Here is a 17,845-nt window from a genome sequence, read left to right on the forward strand (position 1 = left end):
TTGGCATAAACCTTGGAATTCAGCATAGATTTTTAATCATTCCTCTAATTTTTGCCACTTTTGCGTCCAGCATCATGCTGGCTTAATAGTGAAAGTGGTGCCTTCTTTCCCGTCTTTAAGCTGAATTCCCATTTCCTGTAACTGATCTCTAATTTGATCACTTAAAGCAAAATCTTTATTGTTTCTGGCTTCAGCTCTTAGTTTAATAAGTAGGTCTATTGTTGAAGAAAGCTTATCTGAAGTATCGTTGTTTTCTGAAACCTTATCCAGAAGTCCCAAAACATCAAACATAAAAGCCGACATTGTTTTTTGTAGTTCCTCTTTATCTTCCGTAATAATTGTGACCGCTTCTTCTTTGATGTTGTTAATCATTTTAACCGCATCAAAAAGTTTAGCGATTAAAATCGGACTGTTAAAATCATCGTTCATCGCGTCGTAGCAAGACTGTTTCCAGCTCTTAATATCTACGCTAGATTTATCTGAAACGGGAAGCTCATCTATCGCGTGATAGGCATCCATTAATCGGTTAAAACCTTTTTCGCTTGCTTTTAATGCTTCATCTGAAAAATCCAGAATGCTGCGGTAATTCGCCTGAAGCATAAAAAATCGTGTCACATTTGGTGAAAATGGTTTGTCTAAAATGTCATTATTTCCGGAGAAAATTTCTTCCGGAAGAATATTGTTTCCGGTACTTTTTGCCATTTTCTTACCGTTTAAAGTAAGCATATTGGCGTGCAGCCAGTAATGCACCGGATTTTTCCCGGTAGCAGCTTCTCCCTGGGCAATTTCACATTCGTGGTGCGGAAATTTTAGATCCATTCCGCCGCCGTGAATATCAAATTCTTCACCCAAATATTTTGTACTCATTACGGTACACTCTAAATGCCAGCCGGGAAAACCATCGCTCCAGGGCGAAGGCCAGCGCATAATATGCTGTGGTTCGGCTTTTTTCCAAAGCGCAAAATCCTGCGGATTCTTCTTATCGCTCTGTGCGGCAAGTTCGCGGGTGTTAGCGACCATATTCTCAATATCCCTTCCGCTTAACTTACCGTAGTGGTTGGTTTCATTAAATTTCTTTACATCAAAATAAACCGATCCATTTACCTCGTAAGCAAAACCTTTTTCAATGATGGTTTTAACGATCTCGATTTGTTCAACAATATGGCCTGTAGCCGTAGGCTCTATACTTGGCGGTAAATTGTTGAATTTCTGTAGAATATTATGAAAATCTATGGTGTAGCGTTGCACTACTTCCATAGGTTCTATTTGTTCTAAACGGGCTTTTTTGGCAATTCTATCTTCTCCGCTATCAGCGTCGTTTTCCAGGTGACCGGCATCGGTGATATTTCTAACATATCTTACCTTATATCCCAGGTGCTTCAGGTAACGAAAAACCAGGTCAAAAGAGATAAAAGTTCGGCAATTACCTAAATGAACATTACTGTAAACAGTGGGGCCGCAAACATACATTCCAACGTTTCCTTCGTTTATGGGTTCAAAGACTTCCTTTTCCCCGCTCATAGAATTGTACATTTTCAAGCTTTGTTCCTGGTAAAGCGCCATAGATAGTTAGTTGTTGGTTATTAAGAAATAGAAATTTTTAAAAAGAAGTGTCAAGTTTTATATAGTCAAGAAATTCTCTTTTTACAGATTTATCCTTGAAAGCTCCGCCAAATTCACTGGTTACCGTGCTGCTGTCTATATCTCTAATTCCGCGGCTGTTCACACAAAGGTGCTTGGCATCTACCACACAGGCAACATCTGGCGTACCCAGGGCTTTTTGTAATTCCTGAACAATTTGCATCGTCATTCGTTCCTGCACCTGTGGTCTTTTCGCGAAATAATCTACAATTCGGTTCATTTTAGAAAGTCCGATAACGCGACCTTTAGAAATATAGGCCACGTGGGCTTTTCCAACTATGGGAAGTAAATGGTGTTCGCACGTAGAATAAACGGTAATGTTCTTTTCTACCAGCATTTCACCATATTTATACTTGTTTTCAAAAGTAGATGCAATGGGTTTTTTTTCAGGATCCAGGCCTGCAAAAATTTCATTTACAAACATTTTTGCTACCCGTTGTGGAGTTCCTTTTAGGCTATCATCAGTAAGATCAAGGCCTAAAGTTTCCATGATTTTTTTTACATCTTTATTGATGAGCGCTACTTTTTCAATATCGCTCAATTCAAAAGCATCTTCACGAAGAGGGGTTTCTGCACTGGTGCCTACGTGGGCATCTCCCTGCTCATCAATTTCATTCAAAATTTTGTCTATTTTCATACCGTTTTTACAATAATAGTCGTAAACCGATTGTTTGGCTTGCAAAGATACATATTTAATAGGTTTTTATGTAATCATAAAAGCCGGGGTTTAAATAGATATTTGTTATTTTGTAACTTCTTAAACCTATTATGAAACAAGAATCCCTACTTCTTTTTTGTATTTTCTTTCTTTACGGGAGTTTTAGTGTTTTTGGCCAGGGTAGTTCTTGTGAGAGTTTAGATCCATTTTGCGCCGGGGACGAGGAGCTCGTTTTTCCTAATTCAAACTCAACAAATAGTAGTATCGTAAACGGTGAGCCGGGGCCAGATTACGGTTGTTTGCTATCACAGCCTTATCCCGCCTGGTTTTATTTACAGGTAGAAGAAACTGGAAATCTTCGGTTTAATATTTCTCAATTTCAAAATGAAAATGGTGGCGGTTCTCAGTACGATGTAGATTTTATTGTATGGGGGCCTTTTGAACGAACCGAGGATTATTGTACCGACGATTCTTTAAGCGAATTAAATATTGTAGACTGTAGCTACGAACCCGATACGGTAGAACAAATGTATATTCCTAATGCAGAAGCAGGCCAGGTTTATGTGGTTTTGATTACAAATTACGAAGAGTTGCCGGGTTTTATAAGTTTGCGCCAAACAAACTCCGATCAGGCTACTTCTGGTTCTACAGATTGTGGAATTTTAGACGAAGTGCTGGGTCCCGACAGGTTTCTTTGTGGTGAGGATGAAACAACTTTAGATGCAACCACAGAAGGGGTGGAGCGTTATGAGTGGTTTCAATTTAACGAAACTACAGATGATTTTGAAATAATTGCTAATGAAGAAAATCCTACTTTAACGCTAACCGATTCGGGCCGTTATAAAGTAATAGTATATGAAAATATAACAGGCCAGGCCGATGAAGATGAAATTGAAATAAAATTCTATAATGAGCCCGTAGCTAATGTTCCAGATGATCTTTATATCTGTGATCCAAATCAAACCACTATAGATTTAACTTCAGCTTCAGCCCAAATTCTTAACGGAAATACTTCCGAAGAAGATTATCGGGTTAATTTTTATGAAACGGCACAAGATATTGAAGATGAAAACTCTATTTCTAATCCCTCGGCTTTTCCGGTTGAAGAATCCAGGGAGATTTTTGCGCAGGTAGAAGGTGTGGAAAGTGGCTGTGTTTCACAGGAAGTTTTTTTTAGTGTAGAACTAACTTTTGTACCCGAAAATTTTCTACCTGAAGAAAGTGTGGTTTGTGTAGATTTGGATAGAACTGTGCTTGCCCAACAAGGGATTGGCGAAGATTTAGGAGCCGATTATGAATACGAATGGATAGCTGAAGGAAATACAATTAGTACCGAAGCAGTGTTGAATTTTACTGAAACTCCAAATTTTAATAATGTAACTCTCATTGTTACCGATAACCGCTCTGGCTGTAACATAGAGTTCACCACCGCTTTATTAGTTTATTCCCGGCCTGAAAATGTTTTGGTTGAGATTGAAGGCAGCGATTTTACCGGCGGTTATATAATTAACGCTGAAGCTACTAAGGGAATAGGAGGTGAAACCACCTATGAATATCGCGCCGATAATGGTGCCTGGCAGGAAAGTGCGGTGTTTAGGAATTTAGATCCTGGTTACCACACTATTAGTGCTCGTGAAATTAATGGCTGCGGAATTACTACTTCTGAAGAATTTTACCTGGTGGGTTATCCACGATTTTTTACTCCAAATTCTGATGGTTATAACGATACCTGGAATATTGAAAATACTGCTGAAATTCAGATTAAAAAACTCTATGTTTTTGATCGTTACGGAAAATTAATTAAAGAATTAACTCCCAACGGTGAAGGCTGGGATGGTACCTATAATGGTAGAACTTTACCCGCAGACGATTACTGGTTTAGAGTGGAGTTTGAAATGCAAAACGGCACCAGCGATCACTATGGAACTAATTTTACTTTGAAAAGATAATAAGTTGATAGAAAAATAAAAGAGCTCCTCACCTTTTTTCAAGGGGAGGTGGCCGCAGGCCGGAGGGGTAATTTTTAAAAATTCTATTTTAATTATTAAATCTTTAAGCACCCCTTTCTTCAGCTAAAGCTGAATTCATTCCCCTCCTTTAAAAGGAGGGGAGCTGTTTATTTTTGTATTACAAATAATTCATCTCCAATAACTCCTCCACATAACTTCTGGAGTTAGAAAGCCTTGGGATTTTATGCTGCCCGCCTAGTTTATCGTTTTTCTTTAACCAATCGTAAAATAATTTTTGGCGTGCCTGGTGAATTTTCGGCATATTCAGCGTCATATTGTTATAGCGTTTTGCTTCATAATCGCTGTTTACCTGTTGCAAGGCTAAATCGAGTTCATACTTAAATTTATCAAAATCTCGCGGCGGATTTTTGAATTCTATAATCCACTCATGGGCGCCTTTTTCCTTTCCCTCCATAAAAATAGGCGCTGCGGTATAATCTACAATTTCGCAATTGGTAACCAGGGAAGTCTTTTTTAAGGCGGCTTCAGCATTTTCAATAATTAATTCTTCCCCAAAAACATTAATGTGGTGCTTGGTCCTGCCGGTTACTTTTATTCGGTAAGGACTTATAGAAGTAAACTTAACGGTGTCGCCTATTTTATAGCGCCATAAACCGGCGTTGGTAGTAATTACCACGGCATAATTTTTACCGGTTTCAACTTCCGCAAGGGGAATTGCCTTTTCAGCTTCACTTCCATAGATATTCATAGGAATAAACTCGTAGTAAATTCCGTAATCCAGCATCAGTAAAAGTTCTTTGGAATCATTTTGATCCTGGCAGGCAAAAAATCCTTCTGAAGCATTATAAATCTCGTAAAATCTAAAATCTTCTTTGGGTAATATCTTTTGGTATTGTGGTGCGTAAGGATCAAAACTTACTCCGCCGTGAAAATAAACTTCAAGGTTTGGCCAAACCTCAAACAGGTTTTCTTTTCCGCTGGTTTCTAAAATATTATTGAGTAAAACGAGCATCCAACTGGGTACACCCGCCAGGCTGGTCACATTCTCTTTAATGGTTTCATCAACAATAGCCTGCATTTTTACTTCCCAATCGTTCATTAGGGAAACTTCGTTGCTGGGCGTGCTGCTAAATTCAGCCCAAAACGGCATATTCGCAATTAGAATTGCCGAAAGATCGCCGTAAGCCGTGCCATTATTTTTGTAAATCTCCTTGCTGCCGCCCAGTCTTAAACTTTTCCCTGTAAATAACTGGGATTGCGGATTGTTATTTAAATACATACAAAGCAAGTCTTTGCCTGCGTTGTAATGACAATGTTCAAGAGAATCTTCGCTAACCGGAATAAATTTACTTTTTGCGCTGGTGGTACCACTAGACTTGGCGAACCATTTTATAGGCGTGGGCCAAAAAATATTGGTTTCGCCCTTCCGGCTACGTTCTATACAAGCCTGATAATCTTCATATTGTTGAATAGGAACGCGCCTCGCGAATTCACTATGGGTTTTAATTTCTGAAAAGCCATACTTATTACCAATTTCGGTGTTTTTTGCTTTGGAAAGCAGGTGTCTAAGCAGTTCGTGCTGAACTTCGTGAGGGTATTTTATAAACAACTCCATTTGATGAATTCGCTTCTTGAGGAACCACGAAGCAATGGAGTTTACTAATGGAATTGGCATTATTCTTTATATCTTTACGCGCTGACATGCTTCAGCTGGTTGGCTGGCTAAAATTAATTTAAACTTCGAAGCTTACAAATCAACTTCGGTTAAAAATAGGGAAAAAAAGATGAGATACGAAGGGGTGTTTAGAAAAATGAGAACTGAGATTACCGATAAGGTACAATATTACCTCATTTTTGAAGACGATTTTATTAATATGAACCAGATTCTCGGGAAGAAAATAAGTCTTAATTTTCTTCGTTTTCAATGTTTAAATTGTGGACTGCAAAAGAAGATTTTCCGCCAGGGCTATTGTTACGATTGTTTTACTTCTATCCCGCAAGCCGGTGACTGGATTATGAACCCGGAATTGAGTAAAGCGCATTTAGATGAAGAAGACCGCGACCTGGATTTTGAGAAACAGGCGCAATTACAGCCGCACGTGGTTTATTTGGCCAATTCCAGTAATGTAAAAGTTGGAGTAACTAAAAAGACACAAATTCCCACCCGTTGGATAGATCAGGGGGCACATGAAGCTATTGAAATTGTTGAAGTTCCCAATAGGTATCTCGCCGGAATCACCGAAGTAGCCTTAAAAAGTCACGTTTCTGATAAAACCAATTGGCGAAAAATGTTGACCAACGAAGTTTTAGATTTAAACCTTGCTGACGAACGCGATAAGCTCAAAGATTTTATTCCTCAAGAAGCCAAAGAATATTACCTGGGTGATAGAAAAGAACTGGAAATTGAATTCCCCGTTCTGGAATTTCCAAAGAAAATAAAAACCCTGAATTTGGGTAAAAATCCCTTTTACGAAGGCGTTTTAAAAGGAATTAAAGGGCAATACTTAATTTTTGAAGACGGCACCGTTTTCAACGTCCGAGCCCACGAAGGTTTTGTAGTGGAGTTAGGTGTACTTTAATTGAATAAATCTGATAGAAGCACGTCATGCTGAATTTATTTCAGCATCTAACATGAGGATAATTAAAACACGTTAGAATCCTATGAAAACGGGATAAGTAATCATTGGATTTACAGATAGCTTCAGTCGTTCCTTCTTCACAATGACGATTTTTTAAAAATTTTCACTGAAAGAGGAATCTTAATATTTTTTCATGATTATAGTCGTCATTACTTCTCCCGATTTTTATCGGGAGAAGTAATCTCTAGATTTTAACTATTAATTGAAAGATTGCCGCGGCGACTATAGTCTCCTCGCGATGACGAGGAATTATAAACCCTCACAATTTCCAAAAAAAATACTGGAAACTGTGAGGGTTTTATTTTAGTTACTTGTAGTATCTTTTTTCTTCTTACTTTTTCTCAGGATGCCTCCTAAAATATCTTTGGCCGCATCTTTAACTTCCTCTTCCTGGCTTCTAGGTTTTTCTTCGGTTTTTGGAGCCTGGGTTTGTGTAGAATCCTGTACAGCAGTAGTATCGGGTTTTTGTTGCTGTTGGTTTCGATTTCCTGTTTGTTTATTAATGATATCCCTAATCGCATCCTGACCTCTTTCCTGAAGATTTTCTTTCTGCTTTGCAACAATCCTTTGGGTAAGGTTAGTAACTGCTTGTTGCATATTCACATTAATTTGTGGATTTTGAAAAGTTCCTTTTAAGCCTATTGGCAGTGCAACCATCATATTTCGTATTTCATCCCCACTTAACTTGCTAAGCGCGTTTCCAACCTGGCTGCCTAACATTCTGGCTGGCACATCGAGGTTAAGATTGTAATTCATATTCATATCAAATCCGTGGCTCCCAGAAACTTCAACATTCACGCCTTCTACATTAAAATTGAAAGGTTCAATTTGAACCATACCGTCGCTAAATGTTAGGCGTGTTTTAAGTTTATCCAGGTCTATATCTTTAAAATTGATAAAATCAAGTTGCTGATCTAAGCGTGAAAGCAAAGCGAGTTTCTCAGGATTTATCTCTGCTGTAAGAATTTCTGCAAGTGCATTTCCGGCAAGAGTTGATAATTGCGGAGTAAGATCTTCATTTAAATTTCCGTTTAATTTAAGATTGGTTTGCAGTTTACCCTGCAATGCCTGGGCTACCGGTGCAAGTCCCTGTAACATCTCCAAACCGTTAAAAGATTCAGCGATATTTAGCGCGTTTAGCGCCAGGTCCATATCAAAAGTTGGCGTTGCTCCTTTAGTAGAAACATTTCCTGCCAGGGTGATATTTCCGCCGAAAATATTGGTAGTTATATTTTGCAACGTAGCAGTTTCATCACGTAAAATAATAGTTCCCGTGGCGTTTTTAAGTTCCAGGTTGTCATAGATCACGGTGTTTACATTAAATGCAATTTCAGTATCTAAAAAGGAAGGGATTTTTACCGCTTCGTTGGAACTCGGAGTAGAAATTTCTCCTGGAGTTTCTTTTGTATCGGTTTCAGCTTCAGCAATCATAAAATCGTTGATGGCAAAAACATTAGAATTTACATTGAAGTTTCCTTTTAAATTCTGTTCGGTAAACAGGAAGCCCATCAGGTTTTCAATATTTCCCGAAGCATTGATGTCGGTTTGGCCGGTGGTGAGTTTTAATTCGGGTACGCGCACGTTGCCCTGGTTAAAATTCATAGTGGCGTTGGCGATCTTCACCTCGTTAGGAATCTCAGGCGATTTATAACTGAAATTTCTAAGACTGGCCGTACCACTACTTTTCACATTTTGATATTGTTCTTTTTCTATAGAATTCATATCAAATTGCGTGGTAAGATCTGCGGTTAGCACCCCGTTAAGATCCTGCTCAAGTTCCAGCGGATACGCCTGTTCAAGATTGGCTAAATTAAGCGTGCCTTTAAGCGCCATATCTACAAGCATATTTCCCATCAAGTTTTTTACGCTTCCGTTGGTGGCAAACCTGTCCTGGTCTATTCTGAAGGTTACATTATCAAAAGTAAGGTAGGTGTCTTCTAAAATTCCGGTTTCATTTAAAATTTGAAGATCAATATTAATATCTTCTACACTTTTAGGAAGATCGGGATATTTAAAAGAAGCGTTATTAGAACTCACTTTAATATCCATTTTTGGAATATAAGTATCATCTACAATTCCCTGTATTTTTCCATTTACAATGAAATCTCCATTGGTTTCTACATTTTCTATGTTTTTTGCGTAGGTCGCCGGAATTACGGCTAGAAAGTTTTTAAAGTCTGAAGAAGGCGTTTGGAAGCTTAGATCTATCTCGTTATTATCTTCATTTACCTGCACAAATCCTTCAAAAGTTAACGGCAACTGATTGATCATTGCTTCGTTCTCAAGGAATGTATAACGCATATTTTTCAGGTCCATCTGAATCACGGCATCAAGGGAAACCTTATTTCGGTTCAGGTAATTTACGCCATCGTAATCTAAAGAAACCAATGCGGTAGATTCGGTATCCAGCTCACTTTCAGCTAAAGAAAAATCTCCGGTTCCCTGGTGGTTTAATTCTTCTACATCCAGTAAAAGTTTTTGGCCTACATCTAAATATTTCACCCGGGAATTATTGATCTCGTAATGCTTTAAATCAAAACTAAATCCGGTTGAAGCTGAATCTGTAGCTGCAGCGGTTGTATCTTGTATAGCGATATCGTAATTGGCATTCCCTAAAGAATCTACCTTAATATTTAGAAAAGTATTATTCAGCTTAATATCATCCAGAACCTTTGGCTCGTCGGCACCTTTAAATAATTCTTTAATAGACATTTCCAATTGAGCTTCTTCCCCAATGGCAAGTGTATCGCCTTTAAAAGGTTCATTATTGATCACGCTAAAATTCTCAATTACTACGGTAGCTTGAGGGAAACTCCTAAAAAAGCTGAGACTTATGTCGCTAAATTCAACCTGCGCATCCACACTTTCGTTGGCGGTTTTTCGCACATAATCCTTTATTTGTGATTCAAATAAAAATGGTGCGACAACCAGTATAACTACAATCACGAGTAATACGATACCGATTATTTTAAATACTTTCTTCATTTCTATATTATTTAATTCAAACCAATTAAGCTGGTTTATTTAAATTAATTATATTTTAATTCTTCGCCTTGCTTCAGCTTAAAGCGTTTTCTAAACGCGTAAACCGCGGCATAGAGCAGGGGAGTATCCAGCGCGGCAACAATTACTTTAAATAAAAATCCGCTAAATAAAAGTGCGCCAAATAAGTCCCATTCAATTTTATTAAAACTACAGAGCAAAAACAAGACCGAAAACGTATCTACAAACTGCGAGAGAAAGGTAGAAAAGTTATTCCGAAGCCATAAATGTTTTCCTTTGGTCAATCTTTTCCAAAAATGAAATAAGTGAATATCTATATATTGCGCTAATAAATAGGCGACCATAGAAGCGAAAACGGCAATAGTGGTGGCTCCAAAAACCTTTGTGAACAAGTCGTTATCTATGGGCGACCATTCTGTAGCGGGTACTGCATCTGCGGTGTAGATAATTAACAAAGAAAAGAACGAAGCAAAAATTCCCGTAGTTACTACCTGGTTGGCTTTTTTCTTTCCATAGATCTCGCTAATAATATCGGTGATCAAAAAAGTAACCGGATAAGGCAAAATGCCTACAGATATTTCAAAAGTGTAAATTCCGAAGAAATCCCACGAAAAGAATTTTTGAAAAATAAGATTTGAAACAACCAGTGAGGCGATAAAAAGCCCTGCCAGTATTAAATATACACGTTGCGCTGCGAGTTTGTCTTTCAGTAAAAGTTTAGCCAAATTTATTTTTTAAGTCTTCCTGCAAAATTAGGGGTATGTGATTTTGTTTTACTTAATTTGCTGTGAAATTTACAGGATAAGCTTTAATAATTTTCTTCAGTTAGTTTGAATTCCCCAAAAATAGTACATATCGCCCTGGGAAGCAATGTGGGTAACCGCTTTGAGCTTCTGCAAAATGCATTGCATAAAATATATTTAGAAATTGGCGAAGTGCAACTGGTTTCGCAGGTTTATGAAACACCTGCCTGGGGTTTTGAGGGAAATGCTTTTTTAAACGCCTGTATTGCTGTTTCTACCAGATTTTCTGCGGAAGAAATTCTTCGGAAATTATTAAAGATTGAAGCTGATGCCGGCCGGGTGCGCTCTGATGCGAAAAATTACCAAAACCGAAGCCTGGATCTGGATATATTACTTTTCGAAAATGAAATTTTAGAAACTACAGATTTGGTAGTGCCGCATCCTGCAATGCAAAACCGAAAATTTGTGTTGCTTCCTTTGGCAGATATCGCTACAAAAGAAATTCATCCCGTTTTTAAAGTTTCTATTGAAAAATTACTTAAGCGGGTGGAGGACAATTCAGAAATAAAAGCGATTTCTGAAAGGCTTGAAGTTCCTAAGAAAGCTTTCAATTTAAATAAACTGAATTATATCGCGGTTGAAGGAAACATCGGTGCCGGGAAAACCAGTTTTTCTACCATGGTTTCCGAAGATTTTAATGCAAAACTCATTTTAGAAAGGTTTAAAGACAATCCGTTTTTGCCAAAATTCTATGAGAACAAAGAGCGGTATGCTTTTCCCTTAGAAATGTCTTTTCTAGCCGATCGCTACCAGCAACTTTCAGACGATTTGGCGCAGTATGATCTTTTTAAGGATTTTGTAATTTCAGATTACGATGTTTTTAAATCGTTGATTTTTGCTAAAATCACGCTGCACGAAGATGAATATGCGCTGTATCACAAGCTTTTTCACTTAATGTATAAGGAACTGGTAAAGCCAGACCTCTACATTTATCTCTACCAAAATACAGATCGATTGCTGGAAAATATCAAGACTCGCGGTCGAGATTACGAGCAAAATATTCAGCCCGATTATTTAGTGGAAATTAATAAAAGCTACCTGAATTTTATAAAGACCCAAACCAATATGAAGGTGCAGATTATAGATATTTCGGGAAAAGATTTTGTGAATAATAGAGCCGATTATCTGGCGATTTTAGATGAAATAAAAAAAGCCCCCTAGCCCCCGAAGGGGGAACTTTTCTCATTGTATGCCCTGCAAGGTATAGCAAACCTTGGAGGTCTGTTTAAAGTTATTCGAAATTTTAATGATTCATATAGGATTGTTCGCGATTGCCGGAAGATATTTTATTGAATAGATCCCATAGAACAACACCGGCACTTACCGCAATATTCAATGAATGTTTACTGCCCAACTGCGGGATTTCAATTATGCCATCGCTCGCCGAAACCACTTTTTGCTGTACGCCTTTTACCTCATTTCCAAAAACCACTGCGATTTTTTCACCGGGTTGAGCTTTAAAATCGTTTAGCATTACAGCGCCTTCAGCCTGTTCGATTGAAAAAACTTTTATTTTCTCTTGTTGAAGTTTCTCAACTATATCCAGCACGTTTTCGGCATATTCCCAGGCTACAGTTTCGGTCGCGCCCAAAGCGGTTTTTTGGATGTCTTTATGAGGTGGTTGTGCGGTAATTCCGCAGAGATAAATTTTTTCGATTAAAAAAGCATCGGCGCTACGAAAAACCGAACCCACATTATTCAGGCTTCTAATATTGTCCAAAATCACAATTATAGGCGTTTTTTCAGCTTCCTTGAATTCTTCAACTGATTTACGGTCCAGTTCGCTGTTTTTTAATTTTCGGTTTTCCATAGCGGCAAAAATAGTATTTCTAAGTTTTCTTCGGAAGTGTTCCGTTCGTGTTTTATGCCAATTCCCTAAAGTCTTTTAAGATTTGGTTTATCTTAGGCTTTTCAGTCAAAAATACAATTAAAATGAATAAAATTATCTGTTTCTTTTTAGTACTAATAATACTGTCTTCCTGTAATAATAAAGAAACCAAAGCTTACGACCTGGTGATTTATAATGCTCAAATTCTGGATTTGGAAAATGAAAAAATGAGCGAAAATCAATCAATTTTTATTTCTGAAGGAGAAATTGTTGAGGTTCGAAAAAGCATTGATAAGGAGCAATTTGTAGCCGATAGACTAATTGATGCCGACGGAAAATTTGTGATGCCTGGACTTTGGGATAATCACGTACATTTTAGAGGCGGCGATACCTTAATAGATGAAAATAAAGATCTATTACCACTTTTTTTAGCCTACGGAATTACCACGGTAAGAGACGCTGGTGGCGATATCACTCCGAGTGTAATGGAATGGAAAGATCAAATTGCTAATGGTGAATTAGATGGACCCACAATTTTTAGTTCCGGTCCCAAACTAGATGGCGATAAGCCAGCCTGGCCTGGTTCTATTGAAGTTACTAGCGAAGCTGATATTGTTGCAGCCCTCGATTCGCTGGAAAACCTTGAGGTAGATTACGTAAAGACCTATGATGGAAATCTTCCCGCAGAAAATTATTACAAGATCATCGAAGAAGCCGAAAAACGTGGCCTAAAAGTCACCGGGCATATGCCAATGAGTGCCGATTTTATGAAAGCGGTATCCCTTGGCCTTGATGGTGTCGAGCATATGTATTATCCGCTAAAAGCCTGTTCTCCCGCCGCCGATAGTCTTACTGAACTCGATCTTGGCTACGGAATGATGGAGCCGCTTATCGATACTTACGATCCAGAATTGGCCGACGATGTTTTTGCTAAAATGAGTGAAGAAAATGTATATGTTACCCCTACACTTTATATCGGGAAAACCCTGGCGGAAATTTTAGATGTAGATCATCAACAAGATTCGCTGTTAAATTATATTGGCCCCGGAATTCAAAAAACTTACCAGGGAAGAATTGAAGGTGCTAAACGGGCAAAAGCATCAGGCAGTAAGATGCGGGAAAAAATGGAAGAAATTAGCACAAGAATGATAAGGCCAATGCAAAATGCCGGAGTTAGCCTTTTAGCAGGGTCAGATTGTGGAGCCTTTAATTCTTATGTCTATCCCGGGGAATCTTTGCGCGGCGAATTAAATGCCCTGGCAGAGGCGGGTTTAAGCAATGCAGAAGCCATAAAAAGTTCTATAATTAACGGTCCCAAGTTTATGGATATGAGTGAAAAATACGGCAGTATAAAAGAAGGAAAAGTTGCTGATCTTTTACTGCTGGAAAAGAATCCTATGGAAAATCTTCAGCATTTAAAGGGTATTATAGCCGTGATAAAAAATGGGAAGGTGATTAACCGGGAGGATATACAGAATATGCTTCAGGAAATTAAACAATAGAATGAAGTGGAAATACATTAGAGGTAATTAGTTCTCGCTTACTATTTTGAAATTCAACTTTAGAATATAATAAGAGAAAACCCCCAGTTCGTAAATCATAGAATCACTTATCTTTAATTGGGTAAAAACATAATGATATGATGCAGCACGGACTTATGGGATTGGTATTTTTACTTTTTAGTACTAGCTTGATTGGAGAACTAAGAGTGGTAGATATGGTTGTGAATAGCTACACCGAAGAATGTGTGGGAGAAATGGAGGGAAACTGCCTGCTGGTACAGGAAGGAGACCAGATAGGAACTGACGATTGGAGCCTTTTCTATTATGAAGACAGCATAGAAGGTTTTGATTATGAACCCGGTTATATTTATCACCTAAAGGTGAAAAAGAAAAAAATTAAAAATCCCCCTATGGATGGCTCCTCGATTTCTTATCGGCTGGTAAGAGTAATGTCAGGGAGTGTTAGCTCAACTCTGTCTGCTTCTTCTCCCGGGGGTACCCCCGGGAGAAGAAAATTTTAGTTTTTCGTTTCATTGGTGGCTAAGTCCAACTCTAGCCGACCTTCAAATTTAATAGCTAATTGTTGAACTACCAAACCCCAGTTCTGCAGTGGGGCGTTCCATTTCTTTTCAATTCTTCTGGTAGCTAGGTAAACCAGCTTCAATAGTGCCATATCATTGGTAAAAGCGCCTTTGGTCTTGGTTACTTTTCTTACCTGCCGGTGAAAAGCCTCTACGGCATTTGTGGTGTATATGAGTTTTCTAATGGGTGCGGTATATTCAAAATAAGCACTCAATCGGTCCCAGTTATCATTCCAGGAACGGATCACTATGGGATATCTTTTGCCCCATTTTTCTTCCAGATCCAGTAAAGCCGATTCAGCCTGGTCTTTGGTGTCAGCCTTGTACACCAGTTTAAGGTCTTTCATAAAATCTTTTTGATCCTTACTGGCCACATACTTCATACTATTGCGGATCTGGTGGACAATACATAGCTGAATATCAGTCTTGGGATAAACAGAATGAATGGCTTCACTAAAGCCCGTAAGATTATCCGTACAGGCAATCAGAATATCTTTTAAGCCACGGTTGTTTAATTGGGTCAGCACCTGAAGCCAAAAATTGGCCCCTTCACTTTCCGAGATATACATACCCAGCACTTCCTTTCTTCCAGCTTTATTTATTCCTAAAATATTATACAAGGCCTTGTGCTTTACTTTGCCTTCTTCGCGTACCTTGAAGTGCATCGCGTCGAGCCATAGGATGCAATATACCGGCTCCAAGGGGCGATCCTGCCATTCCTTAACCTTGGGAATCACCCGGTCCGTAATATCACTTAGAACGTGTGTGGATATCTTGGAATCATACATTTCCTCTATATGAGCTGAGATATCCCGCAGGCTATTGCCCATCCCGTACATGCCTATAATCTGCTTTTCTAAATTATCGGCCAGGATACGCTGGCGTTTCGCTACGATCTCCGGCTCAAAGGTACTGTTACGATCCTGGGGCGTGTTAATGGTGACGTCCCCTTGGCTGCTCTTTAGGGTCTTTTTGCCTTTGCCATTACGCTTATTACCTGCTTTTGAGCCTTTTTCTTCATCGGAAAGGTGCGAAGACATTTCTGCTTCCAGGGCCTCTTCCATAAACTCCCTAAGCATTGGAGCAAAAGCGCCGTTTTTGCCGGTTAGGGATTCTCCTGATAAAAATTGTTTTAATGCTTTTTCCTTTAATTCCTTAATCTCTTCTTGTGTCATAATCTAGTCTAAAAATTTTAATTTAATTTTCAAAGTCTAGACAGACTTGAGATTACACCCTCTAATGTCAAAAGAGAAAGTATAGGTTGACAACCTTTAATCTATATTTTTGTTTTTTCCAGCCCTTACTTTACTCGGCTGGGTGTTTATCTTTAACCAATTATTACAAACTTTTTCAAATCTTGCCTAACTTGCAAAGAAAAAATCATTCTTGCCAAGGTCTAGAAAGTCATTAGAAGCCAATAAAGTCAGTTTTAAAGGAAGTTTTGCTTCCCTAAAATTTGTACCGCGGTTTTTTAGGGAAATCAGGAAAGTAAATCCTTTGCTTTTTTATGCTAATGTTTTGGCAAGGACTATTAACGCTGTTTTACCGGTAATTATCCTTATTGTGGGGAAATTAATTATTGATGAAGTGGTTTTACAGATAGCTGCAGAAGAAAAAGACCTTGATAGATTATGGTTGCTGGTAGCAGCAGAATTCGGTCTGGCTATTTTGTCAGATCTAATGAGTAGGGCGATTAGTTTGACTGATGGTTTGTTGGGAGATCAATACAGTATAGATACTTCGGTTCGTATCATTAAAAAGACTTCAGAATTAAACCTGGATCAGCTGGAAGATTCCGAGTTTTACGATAAACTGGAACGTGCCCGCCAGCAAACCACGGGCCGCGTAGGTCTAATGTCTAACATTCTCACCCAGGCCGAAGATTTAGTAGTGATCTTTACTTTGCTTGCCGGGGTAGTAGCCTTTGAGCCCTGGTTGATTATATTATTAGTAGTTTCAGTAGTTCCAACAATTATTAATGAAATTAAATTCAGCGGCACCAGTTATTCCCTGGCCAGAAGCTGGACGCAAGAACGACGCGAACTGGATTATTTACGCTATGTAGGTGCCAGTGATGTAACGGCAAAAGAGGTAAAACTTTTCGGACTTTCAAATTACCTGGCAGACCGATTTAAAAATCTTTCTGATACTTATTATTTAATGAGTAAAAAGTTGGCAAAACAGCGCGCCGGCTGGGGTTCTTTGTTTAATGTGATAGGAACAGGAGCCTATTATGGCGCTTATCTTTTAATTGTTTTTAGAACTGTGGCGGGAATTTTTACACTTGGTGATCTTACCTTCCTTTCAGGCTCTTTTAATAGACTTAGATCTAAATTGCAGGGCTTTTTTACCCGCTTTACTGCTATTACCGAAAGTGCATTGTATTTACAGGATTATTTTGAATTCCTGGACCTTAAATATGCCGAAGAAACTTCGAAAGAAAAATTACCACTTCCGAAGAAAATTAAAAAAGGATTTGAATTTAAAAACGTAGGCTTTAAATATCCTAAATCTGAAGCCTGGGTAGTACGGAACATTAATTTTGAATTAAAAGCTGGCGAAAAACTGGCTTTTGTAGGAGAAAATGGCGCTGGGAAAACCACGCTTATCAAATTATTACTTCGATTTTATGAACCTACGGAAGGCGAAATTTTACTCGATAATATTCCAGTAAAAGAATACAACCAAACCCTATATCAGCAGTATTTCGGAGTGATTTTTCAGGATTTTGTGAAGTTTGAATTAACCCTTCGGGAAAATATCGCCATGGGTGAAATTGAAGAAATCAAAAATCAGAACCGAATAGACAATGCTGCACAAAAAAGTCTGGCGAACGAGGTAATTTCTGAAATGCCACGCGGCTACGATCAGCAATTAGGGAAACGCTTTAAACAAGGGAAAGACCTTTCAGGCGGGCAGTGGCAAAAGATCGCGATTGCCCGTGCCTATATGAAAGACGCTGAGGTTTTAATTTTAGATGAACCTACTTCGGCCTTAGATGCCCGCGCCGAAACCGAAGCTTTTGACCGGTTTATTAAATTAACAGAAGGTAAAACTGCGGTAATTATTTCGCATCGCTTTAGCACGGTAAGAATAGCCGATAGGATAATGGTCTTAAAAAATGGTAGCGTACTGGAAATTGGAACACACCGGGAACTGATGCAAAACGATAAACTCTATGCCGAATTATTCAATTTACAGGCGCAGGGTTATCAATAAA

General features: G+C 38.5%; 13 protein-coding genes. 6 read left to right on the forward strand and 7 right to left on the reverse strand.

Annotated elements, in window-relative coordinates; translation table 11 throughout:
* Window positions 1-72: 72 nt before the first annotated feature.
* Both cysS and folE read right to left on the reverse strand, forming a co-directional pair.
* Window positions 73-1,563, reverse strand: coding sequence for a cysteine--tRNA ligase (cysS, locus tag B5488_RS01975; RefSeq protein ID WP_079733746.1), 1,491 nt, complete (start codon window positions 1,561-1,563; stop codon window positions 73-75).
* 37 nt (window positions 1,564-1,600) lie between these two features.
* Entirely contained in the window at window positions 1,601-2,278 is a 678-nt protein-coding gene (folE, locus tag B5488_RS01980) for a GTP cyclohydrolase I FolE (protein WP_079733747.1), read from the reverse strand.
* A gap of 131 nt (window positions 2,279-2,409) precedes the next feature.
* Between folE and B5488_RS01985 the strand changes: the two genes are divergently transcribed.
* Window positions 2,410-4,248 (forward strand): T9SS type B sorting domain-containing protein, encoded by a 1,839-nt coding sequence (locus B5488_RS01985; protein ID WP_079733748.1) that lies wholly within the window; start codon window positions 2,410-2,412, stop codon window positions 4,246-4,248.
* A gap of 178 nt (window positions 4,249-4,426) precedes the next feature.
* Here the strand turns inward: B5488_RS01985 and B5488_RS01990 are convergent, their stop codons facing one another.
* Window positions 4,427-5,944 carry a GH3 auxin-responsive promoter family protein gene (locus tag B5488_RS01990; RefSeq protein ID WP_079733749.1) on the reverse strand — a complete coding sequence of 506 codons (1,518 nt, stop codon included), beginning with the start codon at window positions 5,942-5,944 and terminating at the stop codon, window positions 4,427-4,429.
* Window positions 5,945-6,053: 109 nt separating this feature from the next.
* Here B5488_RS01990 and B5488_RS01995 point away from each other — a divergent pair, with 109 nt between their 5' ends.
* Window positions 6,054-6,848, forward strand: coding sequence for a DUF2797 domain-containing protein (locus tag B5488_RS01995; RefSeq protein ID WP_079733750.1), 795 nt, complete (start codon window positions 6,054-6,056; stop codon window positions 6,846-6,848).
* Window positions 6,849-7,211: 363 nt separating this feature from the next.
* On the opposite strand, the gene B5488_RS02000 is transcribed toward B5488_RS01995, so the two are convergent.
* Together B5488_RS02000 and B5488_RS02005 are read right to left on the reverse strand one after the other, a co-directional pair.
* Window positions 7,212-9,893, reverse strand: a complete 2,682-nt coding sequence (locus B5488_RS02000; RefSeq protein ID WP_079733751.1) for an AsmA-like C-terminal region-containing protein — start codon at window positions 9,891-9,893, stop codon at window positions 7,212-7,214.
* A 44-nt stretch (window positions 9,894-9,937) separates the two neighbouring features.
* On the reverse strand, window positions 9,938-10,636 hold the full coding sequence (locus B5488_RS02005) for a queuosine precursor transporter (protein ID WP_079733752.1): 699 nt from the start codon (window positions 10,634-10,636) through the stop codon (window positions 9,938-9,940).
* Between the two features lie 105 nt (window positions 10,637-10,741).
* On the opposite strand from B5488_RS02005, the gene folK reads away from it, so the two are divergent.
* The gene (gene folK, locus B5488_RS02010; RefSeq protein ID WP_079733753.1) at window positions 10,742-11,875 is read left to right on the forward strand and encodes a 2-amino-4-hydroxy-6-hydroxymethyldihydropteridine diphosphokinase; all 1,134 of its coding nucleotides are present in this window, start codon (window positions 10,742-10,744) and stop codon (window positions 11,873-11,875) included.
* An 82-nt stretch (window positions 11,876-11,957) separates the two neighbouring features.
* Here the strand turns inward: folK and B5488_RS02015 are convergent, their stop codons facing one another.
* The gene (locus B5488_RS02015; protein WP_079733754.1) at window positions 11,958-12,524 is read right to left on the reverse strand and encodes an RNA methyltransferase; all 567 of its coding nucleotides are present in this window, start codon (window positions 12,522-12,524) and stop codon (window positions 11,958-11,960) included.
* A gap of 122 nt (window positions 12,525-12,646) precedes the next feature.
* On the opposite strand from B5488_RS02015, the gene B5488_RS02020 reads away from it, so the two are divergent.
* A complete protein-coding gene (locus B5488_RS02020; RefSeq protein WP_079733755.1) occupies window positions 12,647-14,044 on the forward strand; it encodes an amidohydrolase family protein in 1,398 nt (465 codons plus the stop codon).
* 137 nt (window positions 14,045-14,181) lie between these two features.
* Window positions 14,182-14,565, forward strand: a complete 384-nt coding sequence (locus B5488_RS02025) for a DUF4377 domain-containing protein (RefSeq protein WP_079733756.1) — start codon at window positions 14,182-14,184, stop codon at window positions 14,563-14,565.
* Here B5488_RS02025 and B5488_RS02030 read toward each other — a convergent pair.
* The gene (locus B5488_RS02030) at window positions 14,562-15,800 is read right to left on the reverse strand and encodes an IS256 family transposase (RefSeq protein ID WP_079733433.1); all 1,239 of its coding nucleotides are present in this window, start codon (window positions 15,798-15,800) and stop codon (window positions 14,562-14,564) included. The genes B5488_RS02025 and B5488_RS02030 overlap by 4 nt on opposite strands.
* 211 nt (window positions 15,801-16,011) lie before the next feature.
* Between B5488_RS02030 and B5488_RS02035 the strand changes: the two genes are divergently transcribed.
* Window positions 16,012-17,844, forward strand: coding sequence for an ABC transporter ATP-binding protein (locus tag B5488_RS02035; protein WP_079733757.1), 1,833 nt, complete (start codon window positions 16,012-16,014; stop codon window positions 17,842-17,844).
* Window position 17,845: the final 1 nt, after the last annotated feature.

This window comes from Salegentibacter salegens (genome assembly GCF_900142975.1).
In the GTDB taxonomy this organism is placed as follows: Bacteria; Bacteroidota; Bacteroidia; order Flavobacteriales; family Flavobacteriaceae; genus Salegentibacter; species Salegentibacter salegens.